The sequence below is a fragment of the Rubellimicrobium roseum genome (assembly GCF_006152145.1).
Lineage (GTDB): Bacteria > Pseudomonadota > Alphaproteobacteria > Rhodobacterales > Rhodobacteraceae > Rubellimicrobium > Rubellimicrobium roseum.
In genome coordinates, this window is the sequence record NZ_VDFV01000011.1 from 33060 (window position 1) to 54318 (window position 21259).

The following is a 21259-nucleotide window of genomic DNA, read 5'->3' on the forward strand; positions in this document are numbered from 1 at the left end:
CGGGATCTTCTTCTCCAAGGTCTTCGTCTACGCCCGCCGCGGCCGCCACATCCAGGCTGATCTCGTGGGCCGCAGAGCCTGGTCGCCGTGATTGCCCCGCGCTGACCGCCATCGACCGGATGGGACCGGGCGGCCATGCCTTCCCTTGCAACCGGATGCCCTGCTTCGCCCAGGCGAAAGCCGGCTCTGCAGAAGACTCCGGTGACCTAAGGGAAGTTTTGCTGCGGCGCGGCTGGCCTTTCTCGTTGACAGAATGCGCTTCCCGCAGTGACCGTTCACTCCAAGACGACAGTTCGCGAACGGGCTGGCACAAGGCCCGCGCTCCACAGGTCGCAAGGGGGGGAGGAGCTCATGAGTCTTCTTGAGCTCGACGACATCACCAAGAGCTTCGGCGCAATCCATGCGCTCCAAGGCGTGAGCCTGTCCATCCGACCGGGCGAGGCCCTGGGGCTGATGGGGGACAACGGCGCAGGCAAATCCACGCTCATGCGCATCATCGCCGGCAACTTCCGCCCCACCTCGGGCGCGATCCGGATCGAAGGGCGCGAGGTCCACTTCCACAAGCCCATCGACGCGCGCAACAGCGGCATCGAAATCGTCTACCAGGACCTCGGCCTCTGCGACAACCTTTCGGCCGCCGCGAACGTCTTCCTGGGGCGGGAACTCAAGAAGTCTTTCGGGCCGATCCGGTATCTCGACTACAAGACCATGTACCAGCGCTCGGGCGAGATCTTCGCCGAGCTCAAGTCCGAGACGCGGCCCCGCGACCTTGTCAGGCAGATGTCGGGCGGGCAGCGGCAGGCAGTGGCCATCGCGCGGACGCGGCTCTCGGACCCCAAGCTCGTGCTGATGGACGAGCCCACCGCCGCCATCTCGGTCCGGCAGGTGGCCGAGGTGCTGACCCTCATCCGGCGCCTCAAGGACACGGGCCACGCGGTGATCCTGGTGTCGCACCGGATGCCCGACGTCTTCGACGTCTGCGACCGGGTGGCGGTGCTGCGCCGAGGGACCAAGGTCGCCGACAAGCGCATCAGCGAGACCACGCCCGAGGAGGTCACCGGGCTCATCACGGGGGCGATCGGAGCGGCATGAGCGACATGACCAACCAAGACGGCCGCGTGCGCCCCGGCCAAGGTCCCCTCGGCCACGCCGAGATCGACGAGTCGATCACGTCCCGCACCGAGACGAGCGGCTGGCAGGCCATCGTCCGCACCCAACCCTTCTGGGTGCTCATGGCGATCCTCGTCATTGGCCTCGTGATGACCTTCGTATCGGACGTGTTCCTGACGGAACGGAACCTGTTCAACACCACGCGCAACTTCGCCTTCTTCGGCATCATGGCGCTGGGGATGTCGGCCGTGATCTGCACGGCGGGCATCGACCTGTCGGTGGGCTCGCTCATGGGCCTCGCCGGAGTCGTGACAGGGCTCGTCATGCAGGCGGGCTACGGGATCGTTCCCGGCTTTCTGGCCTGCATGGGCGTCTGCGTCCTCGTGGGGCTCATCAACGGCGTGCTGATCGCCTATCTGCGCATGGCGCCGTTCGTGGTGACGCTCGGCATGCTCGCCATGGCGCGGTCGGTGTCCATGGTCATCTCGAACAACAAGATGATCTACGACTTCGGCCCCGACACCGAGCTTTACCTCTGGCTGGGCGGCGAAAGCGTCTTGGGCATCCCCAATCCCGTCTGGGTGCTCATCATCCTCACGGCCGTGTTCGGGTGGGTCTGGCGCTACTCGACCTGGGGGCGTTGGGTGATCGCCATCGGCGGCAACGCCAAAGCCGCGCGCCTGGCCGGCATCCCGGTCGAGCGCATCCTCGTCTCGGTCTACGTGCTCTCGGCGGTGACCGCCGGGCTGGCGGCCTTCCTGCTCGTGGGCTGGTTCGGCTCGGTGACGAACGCGCTGGGCACGGGCTACGAGCTCAACGTGATCGCCGCCACCGTGATCGGCGGCGCGAACCTCATGGGCGGCGTGGTCTATGCGCTGGGCGCCCCCATCGGCGCGGCGCTCATGGAGCTCATCCGCAATTCGCTGCTGCTCGCGGGCATCGACGCCCTCTGGCAGCAGTTCTTCGTCGGCCTGTTCCTGATCATTGCGGTGCTTCTGGAACAGATCCGCAACCGTGGGAAGTCGGACTAACCGGCTCCCGCACCCCGTTCTGCATGTACCAGGGAGGACAAGATGCAGAAACTACTCGCGGCCACCGCGCTGGTGGCCCTTCTTGCTCCGGCAGGCGCCATCGCGCAGGAGAGCTACACCTTCGCGCTCGTGCCCAAGGCGATGAACAACCCGTTCTTCGACCTCGCCCGTGACGGCTGCATGGCGGCGGCCGAGGAACTGGGCAATGTCACCTGCAACTACATCGGCCCCGGCGAGCACACCGAGATGGAGCAGGTCCAGATCGTGCAGGACCTCATCAGCCAAGGGGTGGACGGCATCGCGGTCGCGCCTTCGAACGCCCCCGCCATGGGCCGCGCCCTGCGCGCCGCGGTCGACGCAGGCATCCCGGTGATGACCTGGGATTCCGACCTCCTGCCCGAGGACGCGGCGATCCGGTCGACCTACGTGGGCACCAAGAACTACGACATCGGCGTGGAGCTGGCCAATATCGCCAAGGCCCGCCACCCCGACGGCGGCACCATCTGCCTCCAGACCGGCGGCGCGGCGGCGGCCAACCACAACGAGCGCCTGAAGGGTATCCGCGACACCTTGGCCGGCGAGGACACGGGGGCACCTCCGGGCACGCCGCTCGCGGGCCAGGGCGGCTGGACCGAGATCTCGGGCTGCCCCCTCATCACCGATGACGACGGCAACGTCGCCGTCCAGGGCATGACGGACATACTGGCGGCGAACCCCGACCTCACAGCCTTCATTTCCACGGGCGCCTTCACCCAGTGGTTCGACAACGCCTACCGCCAAGCGGTCCAGCCCTATGCCGAGGAACTGACGAGCGGCGAGCTTTCGATCATCGTGGCCGACACCCTGCCCATGCAGATGGCGCAGCTGAAGGACGGTCTGTCCGTGGGCCAGGTCGGGCAACGTCCCTACGAGATGGGCCATCAGGCCATGTCCATCCTACTGGACATCGCCGAGGGCAAGGAGGTCCAGGACCCGATCTATACCGGCCTCGACATCTGCACCCAGGAGAATGTCGACACCTGCCTGGGCGGCAGCGCGACGAACTGACCCGCACCATATCGTGGCGACCCTCTCGGACAACCGCGGGGGTCGATCCTGGGGCATGCCTCCATAGCCGTCGCGGCCCGGCGCCCTCGATTCCTTCCACACTATAGTCCGACGATGATGCAGGCGGCAGCCTGCGGCCGACCCCGTCGCGAGTGCGGCACTGGTGACCCCGGATGGATTCGAACCATCGACCTGCCGCTTAGGAGGCGGCCGCTCTATCCCCTGAGCTACGGGGCCGTCCGCCCCCTCATGCCCGCGCGGGGGCCTCAGGTCAACGGCCGAGGCCGGGGTTGGACATCACGGCACGACGCGGCATAAAGATCCCGAGTTCCCTCAGGAGGCCCTCCGCGTGGCCAAGACCCCCAAGCGTCCCCTCACCCTGCGCGACGTGTCCGAAGCCTCGGGCGTGTCCGAGATGACCGTGAGCCGCGTCCTGCGCGGCCTGGGGGACGTGAGCGAGACCACGCGCGCCCGCGTGCGAGAGGCGGCGACGCGCCTGGGCTACGTCCCCAACCGCATCGCCGGGGCGCTCGCCTCCAACCGGGTGAACCTGGTGGCGGTGGTGATCCCAAGCCTTGCCAACATGGTCTTTCCCGAGGTGCTGGGCGGCATCTCGGAGGAGTTGGGCGACACCGGCCTCCAGCCGGTCGTGGGCGTGACCGACTACCTGCCCGAGAAGGAGGAGAAGGTCCTCTTCGAGATGCTCTCCTGGCGCCCCTCGGGCGTGATCGTCGCGGGGCTGGAGCATTCGGCCGCCTCCCGCGCCATGCTGGAGCGCGCGGGCGTTCCGGTCGTGGAGATCATGGACGTGGACGGCGAGGCCATCGACGCGGTGGTGGGGATCAGCCATGCGCGGGCGGGGCGGGAGATGGCCGAGGGCATCCTGGCCGCCGGCTACCGCCGCATCGGGGTGCTGGGGACCAAGATGCCGCTCGACTACCGGGCCCGCAAACGCATGGAGGGGTTCCGGGCGCGGTTGGCCGAGGCGGGCGTGCCCATCGCCGACCAAGAGTTCTACGAAGGTGGCTCGGCGCTGCTCAAGGGTCGCGAGATGACCGAGGCGATCCTGAAGAGGAACCCCGACCTCGACTTCCTTTACTACTCGAACGACATGATCGGCGCCGGGGGCCTCCTGTGGCTCCTGGAGCGGGGCGCCCGCATCCCCGAGGAGATCGGGCTCGCGGGCTTCAACCGGATCGAGCTTCTCGACGGATTGCCTCGGCGGCTTGCCACCATGGACGCCTGCCGCCGCGCGATCGGCTGCCGCGCCGCCGCCATCGTGGCGGCGCGGCATGCCGACTCTTCGCTGCCCGGTGGCGAGCGCATCGAACTCACGCCAACCTTGGAGCGGGGCGACACGCTGCGCGCGCCCCGCGGCTGACAGGGCTCAATCCTTGCTGTAGCGCTGCTCGCGCCAGGGGTCGCCATACATGTGGTAGCCGTTCCGCTCCCAGAAGCCGGCGCGGTCGGCCCCGATGAGCTCGATGCGCGACAGCCACTTGGCGCTCTTCCAGAAATAAAGGTGCGGCACCACGGCCCGCATCGGCGCGCCATGCTCGCGCGTCAGCGGCTTTCCCTGCCAGTGGGTGGCCAGGATCGCGTCGGGGGATGCGAAGTCCGCGAGCGGCAGGTTGGTCGTATAGCCGTCATAGGATTGCAGGAGCACGTGCGTCGCCACCTCGTCGGGATGCGCGAGGTCCAGGAGGTCGCGCACCCGCACGCCCTTCCAGTCGTTGTCGTAGCGCGACCATGTGGTGACGCAATGGATGTCCGAGCGCGCCTCGGCCTGCGGCAGGGCCTGGAACTGCGCCCAGTCCAGTGACAGCGGAGTCTCCACCAGTCCCACGACGTCGAGCCGCCACGTGGAGAGCGCGACGTTCGGATGCACGCCCAGATCCAGCACCGGCCAATCGCGCACCAGATGCTGGCCGGGGGGCAGGCGCTCGGCCTCGGGACGGGCGACACGGCCCGTCAGGAACTTGCCCGCCTCGGCCCAGGCGCGCTTGGTGCGGGTCAGCTTGGTCTCGTCGGGGGTGTCGTCCATGGGACCCTCTCAGGCTTCGGGAACGGACCGGCGCAGTTCCTCAAGCCAGGGCGTCGCCACCGAATCGGAAGGCGCGCGCCAATCGCCGCGGGGCGACAGCGAGCCCCCCGCCGAAACCTTGGGCCCGTTGGGCAGCGCCGAGCGCTTGAACTGGCTCGTGGTGAAGAAGCGCCACAGGAAGGATTCCATCCAGCGACGGATGGTGGCGAGGTCGTACTGGCGCTTCGACGTCTCGGGAAAGCCCGCGGGCCAGAGCCCGGCCTGCGCGTCGCGCCAGGCGTGCCAGGCAAGGAAGGCGACCTTCGATGGCGGCAGCCCGTAGCGCATGATGTGGAACAGGAAAAAGTCGTGCAACTCGTAGGGCCCGATCCTGTCCTCGGTGCTCTGCATCCCCGCCTCGTCGTCCGCCGGGATCAGCTCGGGCGAGATGGTGGTCCCCAGGATGTCCTCCAGCACGGCGTCGGTCTCGGGGTCGAACTGGTTCGACCGCACGGCCCAGCGGATCAGGTACTGGATCAGCGTCTTGGGAACGCCCGCGTTGACGGCGTAGTGACTCATCTGGTCACCCACGCCGTAGGTGCACCAGCCCAGCGCCAGTTCGGACAGGTCACCGGTGCCGATGACGAAGCCGTTGTTGTGATTGGCCAAACGGAACAGGTAGTCCGTCCGCAGCCCCGCCTGCACATTCTCGAAGGTGATGTCGTAAACAGGCTTCCCCTCGGCATAGGGATGGCCCAAGTCCCCGAGCATCTGCCGCGCGGCAGGCCGGATATCGATCTCGTCCGCCGTGACGCCCAGCGCGCGCATGAGTCGCCAGGCGTTGGCCTTGGTCGTCTCGCCTGTGGCGAAGCCCGGCATCGTGTAGGCCAGGATCGTCGAGCGCGGGATCTCCAGCCGGTCGCAGACCTTGGCCGCCACGATCAGCGCATGAGTGGAATCGAGCCCGCCGGACACGCCGATGACCATGCTGGTGCCGTTGGTCGCCTCGAAGCGGCGGCGCAGGCCCTCGACCTGGATGTTGAAGGCCTCATAGCAGTCGAGGTCCAGATGACTCGCGCGGTTGGGCACGTAGGGAAAGCGCCGGACGGGCCGGGCCAGCCCCACGTCGCGGAAATGCGGCCGGTGCTCAAACGCGACGCGGCGGAAGCTGGCCCCGCTACGGCGCGCATGCTCGGCCGCATCGGCGAAGGTGCCGGTGCGCAGCCGCTCGTTGACAATGCGCTGGGTGTCCACGTCCGCGAGGCAGAGCGCCGGATGGAGCGAGAAGCGCTCCGACTCGGCCAGGAGGTCGCCCAACTCGTAGATCGCGCCTTGGCCGTCCCAGGCGAGGTCGGTCGTGCTCTCGCCAGGCCCGGCAGCCGAATAGGCGTAGGCGGCCATGGCGCGCATGGACTGCGACCGACAGAGGAGATGCCGGTCGTCGGCCTTTCCGATGACGATGTTGGAGGCCGAAAGGTTGGCGAGGATTGTGGCCCCGGAGAGAGCCGCCTCGGAGGAGGGCGGGATCGTCGCCCAGTAATCCTCGCAGATCTCGACATGGAGGACGAAACCCGGCAGGTCGGTGGCCTCGAACAGGAGATCCGAGCCGAAGGGCGCCGCCCATCCTCCGAACCGGATCGTCTGGCCCTGGACGCCCCTGCCATGCGCAAACCATCGCTTCTCGTAGTATTCCCGGTAGTTGGGCAGGAAGGACTTCGGGATCACGCCCAGGATCGCGCCGCGCGAGATCACGATCGCGCAATTGTAAAGCCGTCCTTCGTGCCGCAGCGGTGCGCCGACTAGGAGGACGGGGGGCAGTTCCCTGCTTGCCTCGGCGATGGCGCCCAGGGCGGCCTCGACGGCGTCGAGCAGCGCCGTCTGCATGTGCAGATCGTCGATGGCATAGGAGGAGACGCAGAGCTCTGGAAAGACCACGAGATCCGCGCCCGCCGCCTCGGCCCGCCGGGCCTCTGCTAGGATTGCGTCGCGGTTGAAGCCCACATCGGCGGGGCGCACGCGCGGGGTGCTGGCGGCGACCCGGACGAAGCCATGCCGATGCATGGCGTGGAAATGGTCGGGGCCTCTGCGGTCGCTCACGCCAACATCTCCTTGCCGGTTCTCTCGGTGCGGGTGCCTCAAGCGGCCCCGCGACCGCTCCGAGCACCATAATCCGTCGCACGGCGGATGGTAGGCTTCGACCCCGGCCGAGCCTCTCCCGCATCGGACACCATAACTTATGTGTAAGCCCTTCGTCGCAGGTGGGCCTTGGGCAGACTCTCGCCTGTTAACTAATATGGCATCAATATGTCTTTACCGTGCTGATTGGCGGGATAATGTGACTTTGATCGCCGGATTATGACTGGAGTAAAGCACAATGAAGGCACGAGCCCTTGCGGCCGCCGCGCTGCTTGCGCTGATGTCATCAGCTGCTTCGGCGGCCACCCTGTCGTTCGCCGACTTCGTCACGACCAACAAGGCCAATCCCTCTTCTCCGGCGGCTTCCGTCACGGTCGACGACGACACCGATGGAGTCCTGACCTTCTCCATCTCCTCCACTGGCGTGCCGGCCCTGCTCCGTGGGATCTTCTTCGATGTGGGCGACGTCGCTGTCGGTCTGGGAGACATTCTCAATCCGTCTGTGAAGATCCGGAATTTCGTGAACGCTTCGGGCAACGTCGCCGGCGGCATCGATCTGGGTGGCAGCTTCACCAATGGCCTGACGGACCCGAGCTTCGACTTCGGCCTTCGCATCTCGGGAACCGACGTCGCGACCTCGCCCTTCACCTTCCAGGTCTCAAGCAGCCTTCTGGCCCTGAGCGACCTGGAACGGGTGGGCCTCCGCTTCGCCATCCCGGACCCGGCCAAGCCCCATGCCTCCAGGCTGATCGGTTACGCGGACCAGCAGCCCGCGCCTATTCCTCTCCCGGCCGGCGGCGCTCTCCTGATCACGGCGTTGGGCGGCCTGGCGCTGATGAACAGACGTTCCCGCAAGGCCTGACGGCCAAGCCGACCGAACGTCCATCGATGTGCAAGGCGGGACTCATGTCCCGCCTTGTGCGTTTCCGGGTTTTCGTCGGCCCGCAATTAACCGGATCTTGAGGGTTTCGCGCTGTCCTGCCGCCGAAGCCCCGACCAAGCCGGATGAGGACCCGACGTGAAAGCGCCGCGCAACGCCACCCTGGACCAGATGACCGAGTTCGCCATGGAGGAATTATTGTCCGGCGACGGGCCGCGCCGGCGAGCCATGGTGCGCCGTATGGCCGAGCGCTGGCCCGAGGAGCCTGCCTTGGCGCTCGCCTACGCCGTCACCTGCGCCACCGAAGCCATCGAGGACGCCTTCGGCGAGGCCGCGGCGCGAGATCCCGTAGTCCCGTTGGGCTACCGATTGTCGGCGTTGGTCTCAGCCGATGTCCATGCGGTGCAGTCGATGGGGCAGGTGCCTTCAGTGGCCGAGGATCTTCTGCACTTCTGGCGCCAGGTGGACCCGCTCTTCCTGCGGATCACCTGAGACTCAGACCATCCGGATCGCCGACTTGTCCACCGCGAGGGTGTAGCCCTTGCGCGCGATGTTGCGCACCAGGAGCTCGCTGACCATCTGGTTGCCCAAGGTATCACGCAGCCGCTTGATCCGCGTCGCGCCTGCTGCCTCGTCGCAGTTGGCCGGGTCGCGGCCCGAAATCACTGCCTCAATCTGCGCGCCCGACAGCACCTCGTCGTCCATGCGCGCTTCGGCCAGCACGGCCAGGGTCTCGGTGGCGGCCTCGGTCAGCTTGAACTCGAAATTGTTGAGGTAGACCGTATTCGTTTCGCGCGAGATAAGGAGCGAGTTCACCTCGATCCCCTTGCGCTCAATCTGCCCCATGCGGCGGTTCAGCGCCACCAGCATCACGAGGAAGGCCACGGCGGCGATCATCATGGCGGTCGCGAAGACCAGTAGCACGAAGATAATCGTGCGGTAAGAGTTCAGCACCTCGCTGAAGATCGTGCCCGATCGGGCCAGAACCTCGAGAAGCCGCAGCTCGCGCTGGGCGGTGAAGTCCGTCTCGACAAAGAGACGCTCGACGCGCGCATTAAAGGCGTTCGCGTCGGGGAGGTTCAGGAACAGCAGCACCGCCGCAGCCAGCAGGATCAGCACCACGGCGGCGATCCCTCCGATCACCGCCCGGCTGCCCCACTGACGCGCCTCGCCTGAAGTGACTTCAGTACTCGAGGTAATACTCGCCAGCGCTCTCACGTCGTTCCCTCGCTCCCGCCTCCCCGAAGGTAGCAATGACCTGCAGAAGTTGCCAGCCGCCGGCCGCGAGCCGTGGACGCAGTTCCTGCTCGGCCGCGGGCACGCTGCATTCGCCGCGGATCTCGGCCACGCCGTACTGCAATTCCAACGGCTGCTCGCGCGAGGCCTTGTAGTCGGCGTAGCACGGCTCCTGCGCATGGGCCGCGCCGGCCAGCAGGCCGAGAACGAGCGGAAGAAGGGGAACGAAGGATCGCATGAGGCCACGCTGCCGCAGGAGAACGCGCTATTCAATAACCCGCGCCTAAACCGGCGGTTTCCGGCGGCTGTCGCGCCACGGCTTACGGCCTGTCATTGAATGACCGGGAGTCCCGGGCGAGTTGGGGAAAGACCGGCCCGCAGTCCCTCGGCGAGCCGTCTCCGGGGCCCCGCAGTTCCCTTCGGGTCCTGTCCCGGCCCGGCGGGGCCCCGGAAGGTCGGACGAGTTTCAGTCTTCGGCCGAGGCATCCCCGTCCCGGGGACCGAAGGTCGAGCAGTGGCGCGGGCCCGTCGCCCCAGTGGTCCGCGCGCAAGGGGAGGGGTCCCAAAAGGCCCCTCCCCGAACCCTTCCATTCTCTCGCGCTTGCCCCCCGATGGCCCGCCCGGCCAGATGGGCGCCATGCGAATCATCCCCGACTTTTCCCGCGAGAAGGACCTCCAGGCCCGAGGCCACCGCCAGGTCGCGGGGGTGGACGAGGTCGGTCGCGGCCCGCTCGCCGGGCCCGTGGTGGCGGCCGCCGTGATTCTGGACCCCGACCGGATCCCCCCGGGCCTCTTCGACAGCAAGAGCATGTCCCGCCGGGGCCGGGAGCGCGCGGCCGCGCTCATCCGCGAATCGGCGCGGGTCGGGATCGGGCAGGCCTCGGTCGAGGAGATCGAGACCGAGAACATCCTTCAGGCCACCTTCCTGGCGATGCGCCGCGCGGTCGAGGCTTTGGGATCTCCTGTCGACCATGCACTGGTGGATGGGCGACAGGTGCCTCCGAATCTCGGCTGCCCCGGCACCGGCCTGATCCGCGGAGACGCGAACAGCCTGTCCATCGCCGCGGCTTCGATCGTCGCCAAGGTGTGGCGCGACGGAATCATGGTCGCGCTGGCGCAACAGCATCCCGGCTACGGATGGGAAACCAATATGGGCTACGGATCGAAAAGCCACATGGCGGCCCTGCGCGCGCTGGGTCCGACTCCACACCATAGACGCACCTTCGCGCCGGTCCACAAGATCTTGTGGCAATACCAGACCACTTCTTCCTGACCACAATTTGGGTTTTGACAGTCCGCCGCGCTGTCCTCAACTTATCCCCAACCAGAGCGGGACAATCCGCCGGGTGATGAGGCAGTGAATGGCAGAAACGGCAGTGGCAGAGCGCCTGAGCGGCGCTCTGAACAGAATCCTTGCGGGCGATTGCATCGAGGTGATGAAGCGTCTTCCCGACGCGAGCGTGGACCTCGTCTTCGCGGATCCCCCCTACAACCTCCAGCTCAAGGGTGAGCTGCACCGGCCCGACAACAGTCGCGTGGCCGGCGTGGACGACGCCTGGGACCGCTTCGGCAGCTTCGGGGACTACGACCGCTTCACCCGCGACTGGCTGCGCGAGGCGCGCCGGGTGCTCAAGCCCCACGGGGCGATCTGGGTGATCGGCTCCTACCACAACGTTTTCCGGCTCGGGGCCGAGCTTCAGAACCAGGGCTTCTGGATCCTGAACGACGTGGTCTGGCGCAAGTCGAACCCCATGCCCAACTTCCGCGGCAAGCGGCTCACGAACGCTCACGAGACGCTTATCTGGGCCTCGCGCAACGAGGCATCGAAGTACACCTTCAACTACGACGCGCTGAAGGCGCTCAACGAAGGCGTGCAGATGCGCTCGGACTGGGTCCTGCCAATCTGCACCGGGCACGAGCGGCTCAAGGGCGAGGACGGCGCCAAGGCGCATCCCACGCAGAAGCCCGAAGCGCTCCTGCATCGGGTGATCCTGGCCACCACCAACCCGGGCGACGTGATTCTCGACCCGTTCTTCGGCACCGGCACCACCGGCGCGGTGGCCAAGCGGCTGGGGCGCGAGTTCATCGGGATCGAGCGTGAGGCTTCCTACCGCAAGGCTGCCGAGGCGCGGATCGCGCAGATCCGCCGTCTCGACAGCGCTGCGCTGGAGACGACCTCCTCCAAGAAAGCCGAGCCGCGCGTGGCCTTCGGCCTGCTGGTGGAGCGGGGGATGCTGCGCCCGGGCGAGGAACTCTGGAGCCTCGGGGGCCGGCACAAGGCCAAGGTCCGCGCCGACGGCACGCTCGTGGGGCAGGACGTGAAGGGCTCGATCCATCAGGTCGGCGCGCATCTCGAAGGCGCGCCCTCGTGCAACGGGTGGACCTACTGGCACTTCAAGCGGGACGGCGGCTACGTTCCCATCGACGTGCTGCGCCAGCAGGTCCGGGCCGAGATGGCCGGTCATCATTAAGAGATCGGCCCGCCCCTTCGCAGGGGCGGGCCTCTCACCCGCCGGAGCCGGCGAGCGCCCTCATGCGCCCGGCTCCCACCTCAGGCCCTGCCGACGGCTCGCTACCCGGCAGGGCCTTTTTTATTCGCGAACCGGCGGCCCACTCGGCACGCAAGTCCACTGGCCGTCCATTCAGCAGGGAAACCCACAGCGGGCCGGCCAAGTTCCTCAGGTTTCGTGAACAATCGGTTCGCTGTCCGCGATCAGTGGCGAAGTCCGGGCCACCTCCAGCACCCGCCGCATCGCCGTGGGCAGCCGGTCGGGATGGAACGCCTCAACCGGCACGAATTGTCCCCTTTGCGGCTCCGTGCCCTGGGGCAGGCGGGCCACGAGCACCCGCAGCGTCAGACCGAAATGCGAGAAGCCGTGCCGCGCCTCGGCGTTGAGCGCGACCCAGTCGCCCGGCGCGGGGGGCGGGGCCTCCTCCTCGCCCCGGTCCCAGGCCGAGCCCGGCCAGCCCAGCATGCCGCCGAGCATCCGCTCGGACTTCCGCGTTTCCAGAAGCCAAGCGCCGTCCTCGCGCCGGCCCACATAGGCCATGCCGCGTCGCTGCGGCACGACCTTCTTCGCGGGCTTCACCGGACGCTCGGCCTGCACGCCCCGCGCCCGCGCGAGGCAGGGCTCGCGCCAGGGGCAGACGACGCAGGCCGGCGAGCGCGGCGTGCAGATCGTGGCGCCCAGGTCCATGACCGCCTGCGCGTAGTCCCCGGCGCGTTCGGTGGGCGTGAGCAAATCGGCGCGGGCACGGATCTCGGACCGGGCGGCGGGCAGGGGGGTGGCAATGTCGAAGACGCGGGACATCACGCGCTCGACGTTGCCGTCCACCACCGCGGCGCGCTCGCGGAAGGCGATCGCCGCCACAGCCGCCGCCGTGTAGGGACCGATGCCAGGCAGGGCCCGCAACTCGGCTTCCGTCTGGGGAAAGCCGCCTCGCGCCGCCACCGCCCGCGCACAGGCCAGCAGGTTGCGCGCCCGCGCGTAGTAGCCCAGGCCTGCCCACTCGGCCATGACCTCGGCGTCCTCTGCCGCGGCCAGCGCCTCGACCGTGGGCCAGCGCGTCCGGAAGCGCTCCCAGTAGCCCTTCACCGCCGCCACCGTGGTCTGCTGGAGCATGACCTCCGACAGCCAGACGCCATAGGGGTCCGGTCGGATGTCCCAGCCCGGAGGCACGCGCCAGGGTAGGGCCCGCGCGTGGCGGTCGTACCAGTCGAGAAGGTCGTCGGAGAGCGGTCTGTTCATTCCGTAAGGGGGGCTGTCACCGGGGGCCCGCCCGGCCTATCATTCCCACCGATTCAGGAAAGGCCCCTGCGTGGACCGTCACGGATATTTCAAGCCAGCCTCCGACCTGCTGCGCCAGAAAATTCGCGAGCTCGGCGAGGCGCGGGGCTTCGCGGCGACGCGGCTCTTGACGCACTGGCCCGAAATCGTGGGCGAATCGCTCGCGGCCATCGCCAAGCCCCTGGAGGTCCGCCATCCGCGCGGCAAGAAGGCGGCCGAGGAGGGGGCGACGCTGACCATTCTCGCGCTCGGCGCCGCCGCGCTCCGGCTCGAGATGGAGAAGGAGCGGCTGCGCGAGCGGGTCAACGCCTGCTACGGCTACAACGCCATCGCCAGGATCCGCATCAAGCAGGCGGGACCCGAAGCCTTCGCCAAGGCGCCTGCGCCGATCCCGCCGCCGCCCGCACCCGTGCCTCCCGATGCGGTCGAGCCTCTTGCCAAGGACGTGAAGGACACGGAATTGAGGCTTGCGCTCGCGGCGCTCGCCGCCAATGTCCTCTCGAGGTCCCGGCTCTGACGGGACACCCAACACCCGAGGCCGCCCATGACGAAACCCGCCCTTTTTGCCGCCCTGACCGCCGTCGCCGCCCTGGGGGTCCTCGCCCCGGTTTGGGCGCAGGAGTCCGAGAGCGCCGGCCAGACCGCCGCGCCGGCCACCGAGCAGGCCGCCCCCGCCGACCCGGCGGTCGCCAGCGCGGAGATCACCATTCCCGACATGGTGCAGGGGGCCGAGGACGCGCCGGTGACGGTGATCGAATACGCGTCCTACACCTGCCCGCACTGCGCGGCCTTCCACGGTGACCAGTACCAGCGGCTCAAGGACGACTACATCGATGCCGGCAAGGTGAAGTACATCTTCCGCGAGGTCTATTTCGACCGCTTCGGCCTCTGGGCCTCGATGGTGGCCCGCTGCGGCGGCGAGATGCGCTTCTTCGGCCTGACCGAGGTGCTCTACGAGCAGCAGCGCGACTGGGTGGGCGAGGGCGACCCGGCCGCCATCGGCGACAACCTCCGCCGCATCGGCCGCGCCGCCGGGATGGATGACGCCACGCTCGACGCCTGCCTCCAGGACGAGGCGCAGGCCGAGGCGCTGGTCGCCTGGTTCCAGGAGAATGCCCAGGCCGACGGCATCGAATCCACGCCCACGCTCATCATCAACGGCGAGAAGCATTCGAACATGGCCTATGACGAACTGAAGGCCATCATCGACGCGGAACTGGCCGAAGCCGGGCAGTGACGGCCGCCCGTTCCCCGCTCGAGGGGCTTCGGGTCCTCGAGCTTGCCCGCATCCTGGCCGGTCCCTGGGCCGGCCAGCTTCTGTCCGACCTCGGTGCGACCGTGGTGAAGGTCGAAAGCCCCGAAGGCGACGACACCCGCCGCTGGGGCCCGCCCTTCCTGGAGCGGGACGGCGAGTCCGCCGCCGCCTACTTCCACGCCTGCAACCGGGGCAAGCGTTCGGTGGTGGCCAACTTCTCGACCGAGGACGGGCGCGCCATCGTCCGCCGCCTCGCCGCCGAAGCCGACGTGGTGATCGAGAACTTCAAGCTCGGAGGCCTCGACCGCTACGGGCTAGGCTACGAGACCCTCTCGGCCCTCAACCCCCGGCTCGTCTGGTGCTCCATCACCGGCTTCGGGCAGGACGGGCCCTACGCGCACCGCGCGGGCTACGACTACATCGTGCAGGGGATGTCGGGGCTCATGTCCATCACGGGCGAGCCCGACCGCGAGCCGCAGAAGGTTGGCGTTGCCGTCACCGACATCTTCACCGGCGTCTACGCGAGCACCGCCATCCTCGCCGCCATTCATCAGCGCGAGCGGACGGGGCGAGGCCAGCGCATCGACATGGCGCTCCTCGACGTGGCGACCGCGATCACAGCCAATCAGGCGATGAACTATCTCGCCTCGGGCGCAGCACCCCGGCGCATGGGCAACGCCCACCCCAACATCGTGCCCTATCAGGTCTTCGCCTGCGCCGACGGCCATGCCATCGTCGCGGTGGGCAACGACGCCCAATTCCAGCGCTTCTGCGCCCTCCTCGGGCTCGATGGGCTGGGGGCCGATCCCCTCTACGCGACCAACCCCGCCCGCCTCGCGCGTCGCGACGAACTGGTCGCGCAACTTGCCGGGGCCGTCCGGCGCATGACCCGGGACGACCTGCTCGCCGCCTGCGAGTCGCAGGGCGTCCCGGCGGGTCCGATCAACGACATGGCCGATGTCTTCGCCGACCCGCAGGTGGTGGCGCGGCGGCTGCGGATCGACCCGGGCGGCGTGCCGGGGGTGCGCACGCCCATCGTCTTCTCCGACTCGACCCTATTGCTCGACCATCCGTCGCCGCGACTGGGCGAGCATCAGGACCGGATCGACGCCCCTTGGGACTGACCGAGGCCGAGCCGGTCGAGAGCGGCCTCGACAGGTCCCCAATCCTCCAGATGCAGCCGCACCGGCAGCACCAGCACCCGCGACCGCATCTCGGGAGGCAGGCGGGCGGCATCCTTCTCGGTGGTGACGAGTTGCGCGCCCAGCCGAGCGGCCTCGGCCTCCAGCCGCTGGAGGATCGCGCGGGAGAGCGGTTGGTGGTCGTCGAAGGCGCGGGTCGCCACGATCTCGGCCCCCAGTCCCCGGAGCGTGGCAAAGAACTTCTCGGGCTGCCCGATGCCGGCGAAGGCCAGCGTGCGGAGCCCCGCCCAAGGCATTCCCGTAGGCAGCGGCCGCAGCTCGCCCCGCAGATGCGGGAGGCTGACCAACGCCGCCCCCCAGCGCGCGGCGAAGCGGTCCTGCGCCGCTGCGTCGCCGAGCGAGATCACAGCGTCGGCCCGCGCGAGGCCTGCCGCCACCCGTTCGCGCAGCGGACCGGCCGGGATCGGGCGCCCGTTGCCCCAGCCCCGCGCCGCGTCCACCACGATCAATGACAGGTCCTTGGTCACTGACGGGTTCTGGAACCCGTCGTCGAGCACCACCACGCGGGCCCCGTCCGCCTCGGCCGCACGGACGCCCGCCGCACGGTCCTTGGCGACCCAGACCGGCACGAAGGCCGACAGGAGCAGCGGCTCGTCCCCGACCTCGGCAGCCGTGTGCGCGGGCCCGACCCGGACCGGCCCGGCGAGCCGTCCCCCATGTCCTCGCGAGACGACCTGCACCGCCACGCTCCGGGCCGAAAGCCGCTCGGCCAAGGCCATCGTCACCGGCGTCTTGCCGCTTCCACCTGCGTCGAGGTTCCCAACGCAGATTACCGGCACCCGGGCTTGGTAAGGGGCGCCGCGCGCCAGGCGCTGGGCCGTCGCACCCGCGTAGAGCGCGCCCAGGGGCGCGAGCAGCCGGGCCGGCCAGCCCCCGTCCGCGTCGTACCACCAGGCGGGCGGCGCCATCAGGCCCCCGCCTGGAGCGCCAACGCCGGTGGCTCGGCCAGCGGCTCGGGACGGGATGATTCGGCGAGCCGCGTCCGGATCAGGTCGGCCACCCGGTTCGCCACCTCGGCGCCCTGCGTGGCCACGTCCCAGCCGGCATGGGCCATGGCGGCGACCTTGTCGGCGGCCAGCAGCGCCTCCACCGCACGGCCGAGCTCGGCGCCGTTGCGGACCAGTCGCGCCGCGCCTGCCGTGTCCAGCCGCGTCCAGGCCTCGGCGTGCGGCGCCGTCGCGGGCCCGTGCAGGAGCGCCGAGCCCAGCGCAGCCGCCTCGAACGGCGGGCGCCCGCCTGACCCCCCGGGCAGGGTCCCGCCCCAGAAAGCCAGTGGCGCGAGCCGCAGCCACATCCCCATCTCCGACGTGCCGTCGGCCAGATAGACCTGCGTGCCGTCCTCGGGCTCGGCGCCCTCGGCGCGCTGGGCCACGCGCAGCCCGGCCTCGGTCAGGGCACGGGCCATGGCGGGCTCGTCCTCGGCGTGGCGGGGCGCGAGGATCAGGAGAAGCCGGTGCGCCCCCCGGCTCGCCACGCGCTGCGCCGCCACCACGGCCGGCAGTTCGGACATGGGCAGGTCCGCCGCGAGCCAGACGGGGCGCGCGGCGACCGTCTGCGCGAGGTCGCGCCGCTCCCGCTCGTTGCAGGGCAGCACGGGGGCGGGGGCATCCAGCGGCCCCGCGATCTCCAGCCGCTCCTCGGGCAGGCCGGCGCGGATCAGCCGCTCGGCCGCCGCATCGCCCGCGACCAAGGCGCGCTCGAACAGGGGCACCACCGCGCGCGCGAGTCCAGGCCAGCCCGACCCCCGCGCCAGGAGCTGCGGCTCGGGCGCGCCGTCCACCAGGAGCCGGGGCATCCGCGCCCGCGCGACCAGCGCCGGCCGCAGTCCCCCGCCCGCCCAGAGCAGCAGGTCCGGTCGCCAGTGGCCGAGAAAGGCTTCCACCGTCGCACGCCCCTCGGTCGGAGCGTGACGCAGGATCACGCGGCCGGCCACGGGGGGCAGCTCGGCCCGCCGGGGCAGGGTGAGGAGCGTGGCGATCTCAGGGCCAAGCCCTTCGGCTAGCGCGAGCAGGGGAGCCATCCGGTTAGGGCCATCGGCATGGATCCAGACGAGCGGGCCCTCGGGCCGGGGCGGTTCGGGCTCGGGCCCGCGCCCGCCCAATCCCGCCATCGCCAGATAGGCGCCCAGCGCCAGGGATCGGGGCATGGCAGGCGCGTTAGCTCCCCAGTTCTTCGGTGGCCGAGGCGGCGGCTTCCTCGTCCCGCAGGCGATGGATATGGGCGATGTAGTAGCGCATGTGGGCGTTATCCACCGTCCGCTGGGCTTCGGCCTTCCAGGCCTGGTAGGCCGAGGCATAATCGGGGAACATGCCGACGATGTGGAGCTTGTCCACCTCGCGGAACACGTTCTTCGTAGGATCGACGAGCTCGCCGCCGAAGACGAGATGCAGGCGCTGGGTCATGGAACGGTCCTGTTGAGGGCGCAGGCACCCTAAGCGAATCCGCCTGAAGTTCAAGTTAACGGCGATCAGTCCCCCGCGAGGGTCATGCTCTCCACCAAGAGCGACGGCACCACGCGGGTGAGCCAGGGCCGTGCGTCGTTGGCCGGCACGATGCGTCGCAGCATGTCCTTCAGGTTCCCGGCGATGGTGCACTCGTTGACCGGAAACGCGATCTCGCCGTTCTCGATCCAGAAGCCCGAGGCCCCACGCGAATAATCCCCCGTGTTGGGGTTGATGGTCGAGCCGATGAGCGAGGTCACGAGGAGCCCCGTCCCCATCTGCCGCAGCAGGTCCTCGCGCGTCTGCTCCCCCTGCGTGAGCGCGATGTTGGTGACGGAGGGCGAGGGCGTGCCGCCGGGGCTGCGCGCCGCGTGCCCCGTGCTCTCCAGTCCCAGCCGCCGGGCCGAGCCCAGGTCGAGCACCCAGGTCGCGAGCCGCCCGTCCTCGACGAGCGCGCGGGGCCGCGTGGGCAGCCCCTCGGCGTCCCAGAGCCGCGAGGCCGGGCTGCGGGGCCGGTGTGGGTCCTCGGTCAGCGACAGGCCGTCGGGCAGGACGGGCTGGCCCATCGCGTCGCGCAGGAACGAGGAGCCCCGCGCGATAGCGGCACCGTTGATGGCCGACAGGAGATGCCCGACCAGCGACGAGGAGATGCGTTCGTCGAACAGGACGGGGAAGGTTCCGGTGCGGGGCTTCCGGGAGCCCTCGCGGGCGGCGGCGCGCTCTCCAGCGGTGCGGCCGATCTCCTCGGGGCTGCGCAGGTCGGCGAAGAACACGCGCGAGTCCCAGTCGTAGTCGCGCTCCATCCCCGTCCCGGTGCCGCTGATCGCGCCGCAGGAAATCCCGTGATCGCTGCGCCGGTAGCCCGAGGCGAAGCCGTTGGTTCCGGCGAGGAAGACCTCGCGTCGCGTCCAGCCGGTCGAGGCCGAGACGGTCTGGGTCACCCCCCGAACGGACAGCGCGGCCGCCTCGGCCTCGCGGGCGCGGGATTCCAGCGCGGCGGGCTCGGGGTCCTCCGCGGGATCCTCGATCTCCAGCCGCGCGGCGTCGAGATCGCGGGCGATCTGCGCCGGATCGGCCAGCCCCACCGAGGGGTCCTCGGGCGCCTCGCGGGCCATGGCGACCGCCCGCTCGGCCATGGCGGCCAGTGTGGCGTCACGCCGGTCCGAGGAGGAGACGACCGCCTGCCTTTGCCCGAAGAGGACCCGCAGGCCGAGGTCGATCCCCTCGGACCGCTGCGCCTCCTCCAGGCGTCCCTGCCTCACCTCGATGGAGAGTTGCGTGCCCTGCACCACCAGGGCGTCGGCCGCCTCGGCGCCCGCCTGTCGCGCGGCGTCCAGAAGGCGGGCGGTGAGGTCCTGAAGCGATGCCATGGCGGGTTCCCTTGCTGTCCCCGCCCGAGTTAGGCCGGGAGGCCAAGCGGAGCAAGCGCCGCCGGGACGACTCGCCCCCGACAACAGAAAAGGGGAAGGCTCTCGCCCTCCCCCTTGGTCTTGGCCGGGCGCGTGTTACTGGAGGCGCTGGCCGTTGGCGAGGAGCTGGCCGTCCTCCGTCACTTCGATGCGCGAGGTGAGCTGGTCCTCGCCCGTGGCGGTCGTGAACATCCCCAGCATCATGCGCGGGCCCATCGCCTGGTCCTCGGGCAGGAGCCCCATGGCCACGAGCGTGTCGAGAAGGCCGTTCACGCCATCAAGCTGGAGATCCAGCGCGCCGGTCGGACGCGGCATTCCCGGGAAGGTGGTCGTGTCCGTGTTGTCGAAAGTGAAGGCGCCGCTGCCCGTCACCTCGGCCCCGCCGAAGGCCACACGCAGATTGTTGAGATTGGCCGAGTTGATCTCGGCCGGAGACGGGGCGTTGGCCATCCCCTCCGCCTGCGCCGGGTCCATGAGGTCGAACAGCATCGTCGCCGTGCCCGTCAGGTCCAAGACGAACGAGGCCGGATCGCGCGGCAGCATCGCCTGCGGATCGAACATCGCCCAGATCTCCTCGCCAAGCGCGAGGTCGGTGAGGTTCAGCCCCAGCGCCCAGGGCGCGGGCGCGCCTGTCTTCGACAACGGCATCTCGAAGTCGAAGCCGTACTGCGCGAGCGTCGCCTGGATCGGCATCGGCAACGTGGCCGCCGTCACGTCGAGCCCCACGCCGGTCGCCTGCCCGCTGTAGGCGATGGCGTCCTTGTCCATGGCAAAGGACATCTGGCTGGCTTCGGTGGTGAAGGTGCCGTTCGACGGTCCGCTGGCGTCCGTCACCTCGAACAGGTAATTGCCCCCGCCCGTGGTGTAGCCGCCGTCGAGCGACAGGCCGTTCATCAGCATCGCCTCGGGGTTGGCGGCGGGGTCGAGCGGCAGGGTCACGGTGGCCTCCGTGGCGACCTCGTTCACCTTGCCCGACATGGTGGCCTGCGTGCCGTCGGTCGGGTCGGTCACGTCCAGGAGCAGGTCCATCGAGGCTGCGGCCAGGTCGTAGACGACCTCGCGGGCGGCGCCGATGGTCGAGGTGTAGGTGCCCGACACGTCGTTGAAGGCGATCGTCGCGTCGCCGGCGACTTCCGCGCCGTCCTCCTTGATGCTGTCCACCTCCAGCGCGTAGCGCGCGGCCGACAGGTCGTAGGTCAGCGCGCCCGGCGAGCCCGAGACGGTCATCTCCAGCCCATTGTGCCGCAGGGCCATGTCGATCTCCGAGGCCTGCGAACCCGTCGCCGCGTCGGCGGGGCTCGTGATGCGGATCGGATAGTCCTCGGACATGGTGACGGTCACGGTGCCGTCGTCGTTCTCGGTGAAAACGAGCTGGGCGAGGTTGCCCGTGGCCGTCGAGCCGTCCTCGCTGGTGACGTCGAAGCCCAAGTCGGTGACTGTCAGGACGTTGCCGGCCTGCTCCTCCGAGCCGATGGTGATGCCGCTCTCGCCATAGACGGCCATCTGGGCCTTCCAGTCGTCCCAGACCTGCTGGGCGGTCACGGCCGCCATCGCGGGGCCGGCACCCAGCGCGAGGAGAAGGGCGGTGGCCGAAACGGCCGGAACGGGTCGGAATGCGGTCATCGAAAGAACTCCCTGATCAAGTCATGCCCCTTCCCTGACGCGTCCCACGGACTCGGGTCAAGGTGGGGTTTTCGGCAC

Annotated in this window: 21 protein-coding genes and 1 tRNA gene; 11 read left to right on the forward strand and 11 right to left on the reverse strand. The window is 69.3% G+C overall.

The window, feature by feature from the left end; translation table 11 throughout:
- Nucleotides 1–351: 351 nt before the first annotated feature.
- Genes FHG71_RS10115 through FHG71_RS10125 form a run of 3 tightly spaced genes read left to right on the forward strand, consistent with a single transcriptional unit; the run spans nt 352 to nt 3188 of the window.
- Nucleotides 352–1092 carry an ATP-binding cassette domain-containing protein gene (locus FHG71_RS10115; protein WP_139081523.1) on the forward strand — a complete coding sequence of 247 codons (741 nt, stop codon included), beginning with the start codon at nt 352–354 and terminating at the stop codon, nt 1090–1092.
- Nucleotides 1089–2141: an ABC transporter permease gene (locus FHG71_RS10120; protein WP_139081524.1), complete on the forward strand. Its 1053-nt coding sequence runs from the start codon at nt 1089–1091 to the stop codon at nt 2139–2141. Before FHG71_RS10115 ends, FHG71_RS10120 begins: the two co-directional genes overlap by 4 nt.
- A gap of 42 nt (nt 2142–2183) precedes the next feature.
- A complete protein-coding gene (locus tag FHG71_RS10125) occupies nt 2184–3188 on the forward strand; it encodes a sugar-binding protein (protein WP_139081525.1) in 1005 nt (334 codons plus the stop codon).
- A gap of 161 nt (nt 3189–3349) precedes the next feature.
- Here FHG71_RS10125 and FHG71_RS10130 read toward each other — a convergent pair.
- Nucleotides 3350–3425: transfer RNA gene (locus FHG71_RS10130), tRNA-Arg, on the reverse strand.
- A 112-nt stretch (nt 3426–3537) separates the two neighbouring features.
- Between FHG71_RS10130 and FHG71_RS10135 the strand changes: the two genes are divergently transcribed.
- Nucleotides 3538–4569, forward strand: a complete 1032-nt coding sequence (locus tag FHG71_RS10135; protein WP_139081526.1) for a LacI family DNA-binding transcriptional regulator — start codon at nt 3538–3540, stop codon at nt 4567–4569.
- Between the two features lie 6 nt (nt 4570–4575).
- On the opposite strand, the gene FHG71_RS10140 is transcribed toward FHG71_RS10135, so the two are convergent.
- Both FHG71_RS10140 and FHG71_RS10145 read right to left on the reverse strand, forming a co-directional pair.
- Entirely contained in the window at nt 4576–5232 is a 657-nt protein-coding gene (locus FHG71_RS10140; RefSeq protein WP_139081528.1) for a sulfite oxidase-like oxidoreductase, read from the reverse strand.
- A 9-nt stretch (nt 5233–5241) separates the two neighbouring features.
- Entirely contained in the window at nt 5242–7308 is a 2067-nt protein-coding gene (locus FHG71_RS10145) for an NAD(+) synthase (RefSeq protein WP_246045410.1), read from the reverse strand.
- Between the two features lie 277 nt (nt 7309–7585).
- Between FHG71_RS10145 and FHG71_RS10150 the strand changes: the two genes are divergently transcribed.
- Entirely contained in the window at nt 7586–8209 is a 624-nt protein-coding gene (locus FHG71_RS10150; RefSeq protein ID WP_139081529.1) for a VPLPA-CTERM sorting domain-containing protein, read from the forward strand.
- Between the two features lie 156 nt (nt 8210–8365).
- The gene (locus FHG71_RS10155; RefSeq protein ID WP_139081530.1) at nt 8366–8719 is read left to right on the forward strand and encodes a hypothetical protein; all 354 of its coding nucleotides are present in this window, start codon (nt 8366–8368) and stop codon (nt 8717–8719) included.
- Nucleotides 8720–8722: 3 nt separating this feature from the next.
- Here FHG71_RS10155 and FHG71_RS10160 read toward each other — a convergent pair whose 3' ends face one another.
- Nucleotides 8723–9370 carry a winged helix-turn-helix domain-containing protein gene (locus FHG71_RS10160; RefSeq protein WP_139081531.1) on the reverse strand — a complete coding sequence of 216 codons (648 nt, stop codon included), beginning with the start codon at nt 9368–9370 and terminating at the stop codon, nt 8723–8725.
- A gap of 40 nt (nt 9371–9410) precedes the next feature.
- Nucleotides 9411–9701: a hypothetical protein gene (locus tag FHG71_RS10165; RefSeq protein WP_139081532.1), complete on the reverse strand. Its 291-nt coding sequence runs from the start codon at nt 9699–9701 to the stop codon at nt 9411–9413.
- A gap of 399 nt (nt 9702–10100) precedes the next feature.
- On the opposite strand from FHG71_RS10165, the gene FHG71_RS10170 reads away from it, so the two are divergent.
- On the forward strand, nt 10101–10736 hold the full coding sequence (locus FHG71_RS10170; protein ID WP_139081534.1) for a ribonuclease HII: 636 nt from the start codon (nt 10101–10103) through the stop codon (nt 10734–10736).
- A gap of 88 nt (nt 10737–10824) precedes the next feature.
- Nucleotides 10825–11934 carry a site-specific DNA-methyltransferase gene (locus tag FHG71_RS10175; protein WP_139081536.1) on the forward strand — a complete coding sequence of 370 codons (1110 nt, stop codon included), beginning with the start codon at nt 10825–10827 and terminating at the stop codon, nt 11932–11934.
- A gap of 207 nt (nt 11935–12141) precedes the next feature.
- On the opposite strand, the gene FHG71_RS10180 is transcribed toward FHG71_RS10175, so the two are convergent.
- Nucleotides 12142–13212: an A/G-specific adenine glycosylase gene (locus FHG71_RS10180; protein WP_139081537.1), complete on the reverse strand. Its 1071-nt coding sequence runs from the start codon at nt 13210–13212 to the stop codon at nt 12142–12144.
- Between the two features lie 70 nt (nt 13213–13282).
- Between FHG71_RS10180 and FHG71_RS10185 the strand changes: the two genes are divergently transcribed.
- The 3 genes from FHG71_RS10185 to FHG71_RS10195 are packed head-to-tail and all read left to right on the forward strand — an operon-like array spanning nt 13283 to nt 15630.
- Nucleotides 13283–13768: a DUF721 domain-containing protein gene (locus tag FHG71_RS10185; protein ID WP_246045411.1), complete on the forward strand. Its 486-nt coding sequence runs from the start codon at nt 13283–13285 to the stop codon at nt 13766–13768.
- A 27-nt stretch (nt 13769–13795) separates the two neighbouring features.
- Nucleotides 13796–14488, forward strand: a complete 693-nt coding sequence (locus FHG71_RS10190; RefSeq protein WP_139081538.1) for a DsbA family protein — start codon at nt 13796–13798, stop codon at nt 14486–14488.
- The gene (locus FHG71_RS10195; protein ID WP_139081539.1) at nt 14485–15630 is read left to right on the forward strand and encodes a CaiB/BaiF CoA transferase family protein; all 1146 of its coding nucleotides are present in this window, start codon (nt 14485–14487) and stop codon (nt 15628–15630) included. Before FHG71_RS10190 ends, FHG71_RS10195 begins: the two co-directional genes overlap by 4 nt.
- On the opposite strand, the gene lpxK is transcribed toward FHG71_RS10195, so the two are convergent.
- The 5 genes from lpxK to FHG71_RS10220 all read right to left on the reverse strand — a co-directional run bounded on the left by lpxK (nt 15600) and on the right by FHG71_RS10220 (nt 21181).
- Nucleotides 15600–16616 (reverse strand): tetraacyldisaccharide 4'-kinase, encoded by a 1017-nt coding sequence (lpxK, locus tag FHG71_RS10200; RefSeq protein ID WP_139081541.1) that lies wholly within the window; start codon nt 16614–16616, stop codon nt 15600–15602. The two genes, FHG71_RS10195 and lpxK, sit on opposite strands and share 31 nt — an antisense overlap.
- Nucleotides 16616–17854 (reverse strand): 3-deoxy-D-manno-octulosonic acid transferase, encoded by a 1239-nt coding sequence (locus FHG71_RS10205; protein WP_139081542.1) that lies wholly within the window; start codon nt 17852–17854, stop codon nt 16616–16618. Before FHG71_RS10205 ends, lpxK begins: the two co-directional genes overlap by 1 nt.
- A gap of 10 nt (nt 17855–17864) precedes the next feature.
- Nucleotides 17865–18110, reverse strand: coding sequence for a DUF4170 domain-containing protein (locus tag FHG71_RS10210; RefSeq protein WP_139081543.1), 246 nt, complete (start codon nt 18108–18110; stop codon nt 17865–17867).
- A gap of 65 nt (nt 18111–18175) precedes the next feature.
- Entirely contained in the window at nt 18176–19519 is a 1344-nt protein-coding gene (locus tag FHG71_RS10215; protein ID WP_139081545.1) for a TldD/PmbA family protein, read from the reverse strand.
- 135 nt (nt 19520–19654) lie between these two features.
- Nucleotides 19655–21181 carry a DUF2125 domain-containing protein gene (locus tag FHG71_RS10220; RefSeq protein WP_139081547.1) on the reverse strand — a complete coding sequence of 509 codons (1527 nt, stop codon included), beginning with the start codon at nt 21179–21181 and terminating at the stop codon, nt 19655–19657.
- Nucleotides 21182–21259 lie beyond the last annotated feature (78 nt).

What these genes read in the sequence shown, in the direction of transcription:
- FHG71_RS10115 (WP_139081523.1), top strand. Translation starts at nt 352, where the DNA reads ATGAGTCTTCTTGAGCTCGACGACATCACCAAGAGCTTCGGCGCAATC.
- FHG71_RS10120 (WP_139081524.1), top strand. Translation starts at nt 1,089, where the DNA reads ATGAGCGACATGACCAACCAAGACGGCCGCGTGCGCCCCGGCCAAGGT.
- FHG71_RS10125 (WP_139081525.1), top strand. Translation starts at nt 2,184, where the DNA reads ATGCAGAAACTACTCGCGGCCACCGCGCTGGTGGCCCTTCTTGCTCCG.
- FHG71_RS10140 (WP_139081528.1), bottom strand. Translation starts at nt 5,232, where the DNA reads ATGGACGACACCCCCGACGAGACCAAGCTGACCCGCACCAAGCGCGCC.
- FHG71_RS10150 (WP_139081529.1), top strand. Translation starts at nt 7,586, where the DNA reads ATGAAGGCACGAGCCCTTGCGGCCGCCGCGCTGCTTGCGCTGATGTCA.
- FHG71_RS10165 (WP_139081532.1), bottom strand. Translation starts at nt 9,701, where the DNA reads ATGCGATCCTTCGTTCCCCTTCTTCCGCTCGTTCTCGGCCTGCTGGCC.
- FHG71_RS10170 (WP_139081534.1), top strand. Translation starts at nt 10,101, where the DNA reads ATGCGAATCATCCCCGACTTTTCCCGCGAGAAGGACCTCCAGGCCCGA.
- FHG71_RS10175 (WP_139081536.1), top strand. Translation starts at nt 10,825, where the DNA reads ATGGCAGAAACGGCAGTGGCAGAGCGCCTGAGCGGCGCTCTGAACAGA.
- FHG71_RS10180 (WP_139081537.1), bottom strand. Translation starts at nt 13,212, where the DNA reads ATGAACAGACCGCTCTCCGACGACCTTCTCGACTGGTACGACCGCCAC.
- FHG71_RS10190 (WP_139081538.1), top strand. Translation starts at nt 13,796, where the DNA reads ATGACGAAACCCGCCCTTTTTGCCGCCCTGACCGCCGTCGCCGCCCTG.
- lpxK (WP_139081541.1), bottom strand. Translation starts at nt 16,616, where the DNA reads ATGGCGCCGCCCGCCTGGTGGTACGACGCGGACGGGGGCTGGCCGGCC.
- FHG71_RS10205 (WP_139081542.1), bottom strand. Translation starts at nt 17,854, where the DNA reads ATGCCCCGATCCCTGGCGCTGGGCGCCTATCTGGCGATGGCGGGATTG.
- FHG71_RS10210 (WP_139081543.1), bottom strand. Translation starts at nt 18,110, where the DNA reads ATGACCCAGCGCCTGCATCTCGTCTTCGGCGGCGAGCTCGTCGATCCT.
- FHG71_RS10215 (WP_139081545.1), bottom strand. Translation starts at nt 19,519, where the DNA reads ATGGCATCGCTTCAGGACCTCACCGCCCGCCTTCTGGACGCCGCGCGA.
- FHG71_RS10220 (WP_139081547.1), bottom strand. Translation starts at nt 21,181, where the DNA reads ATGACCGCATTCCGACCCGTTCCGGCCGTTTCGGCCACCGCCCTTCTC.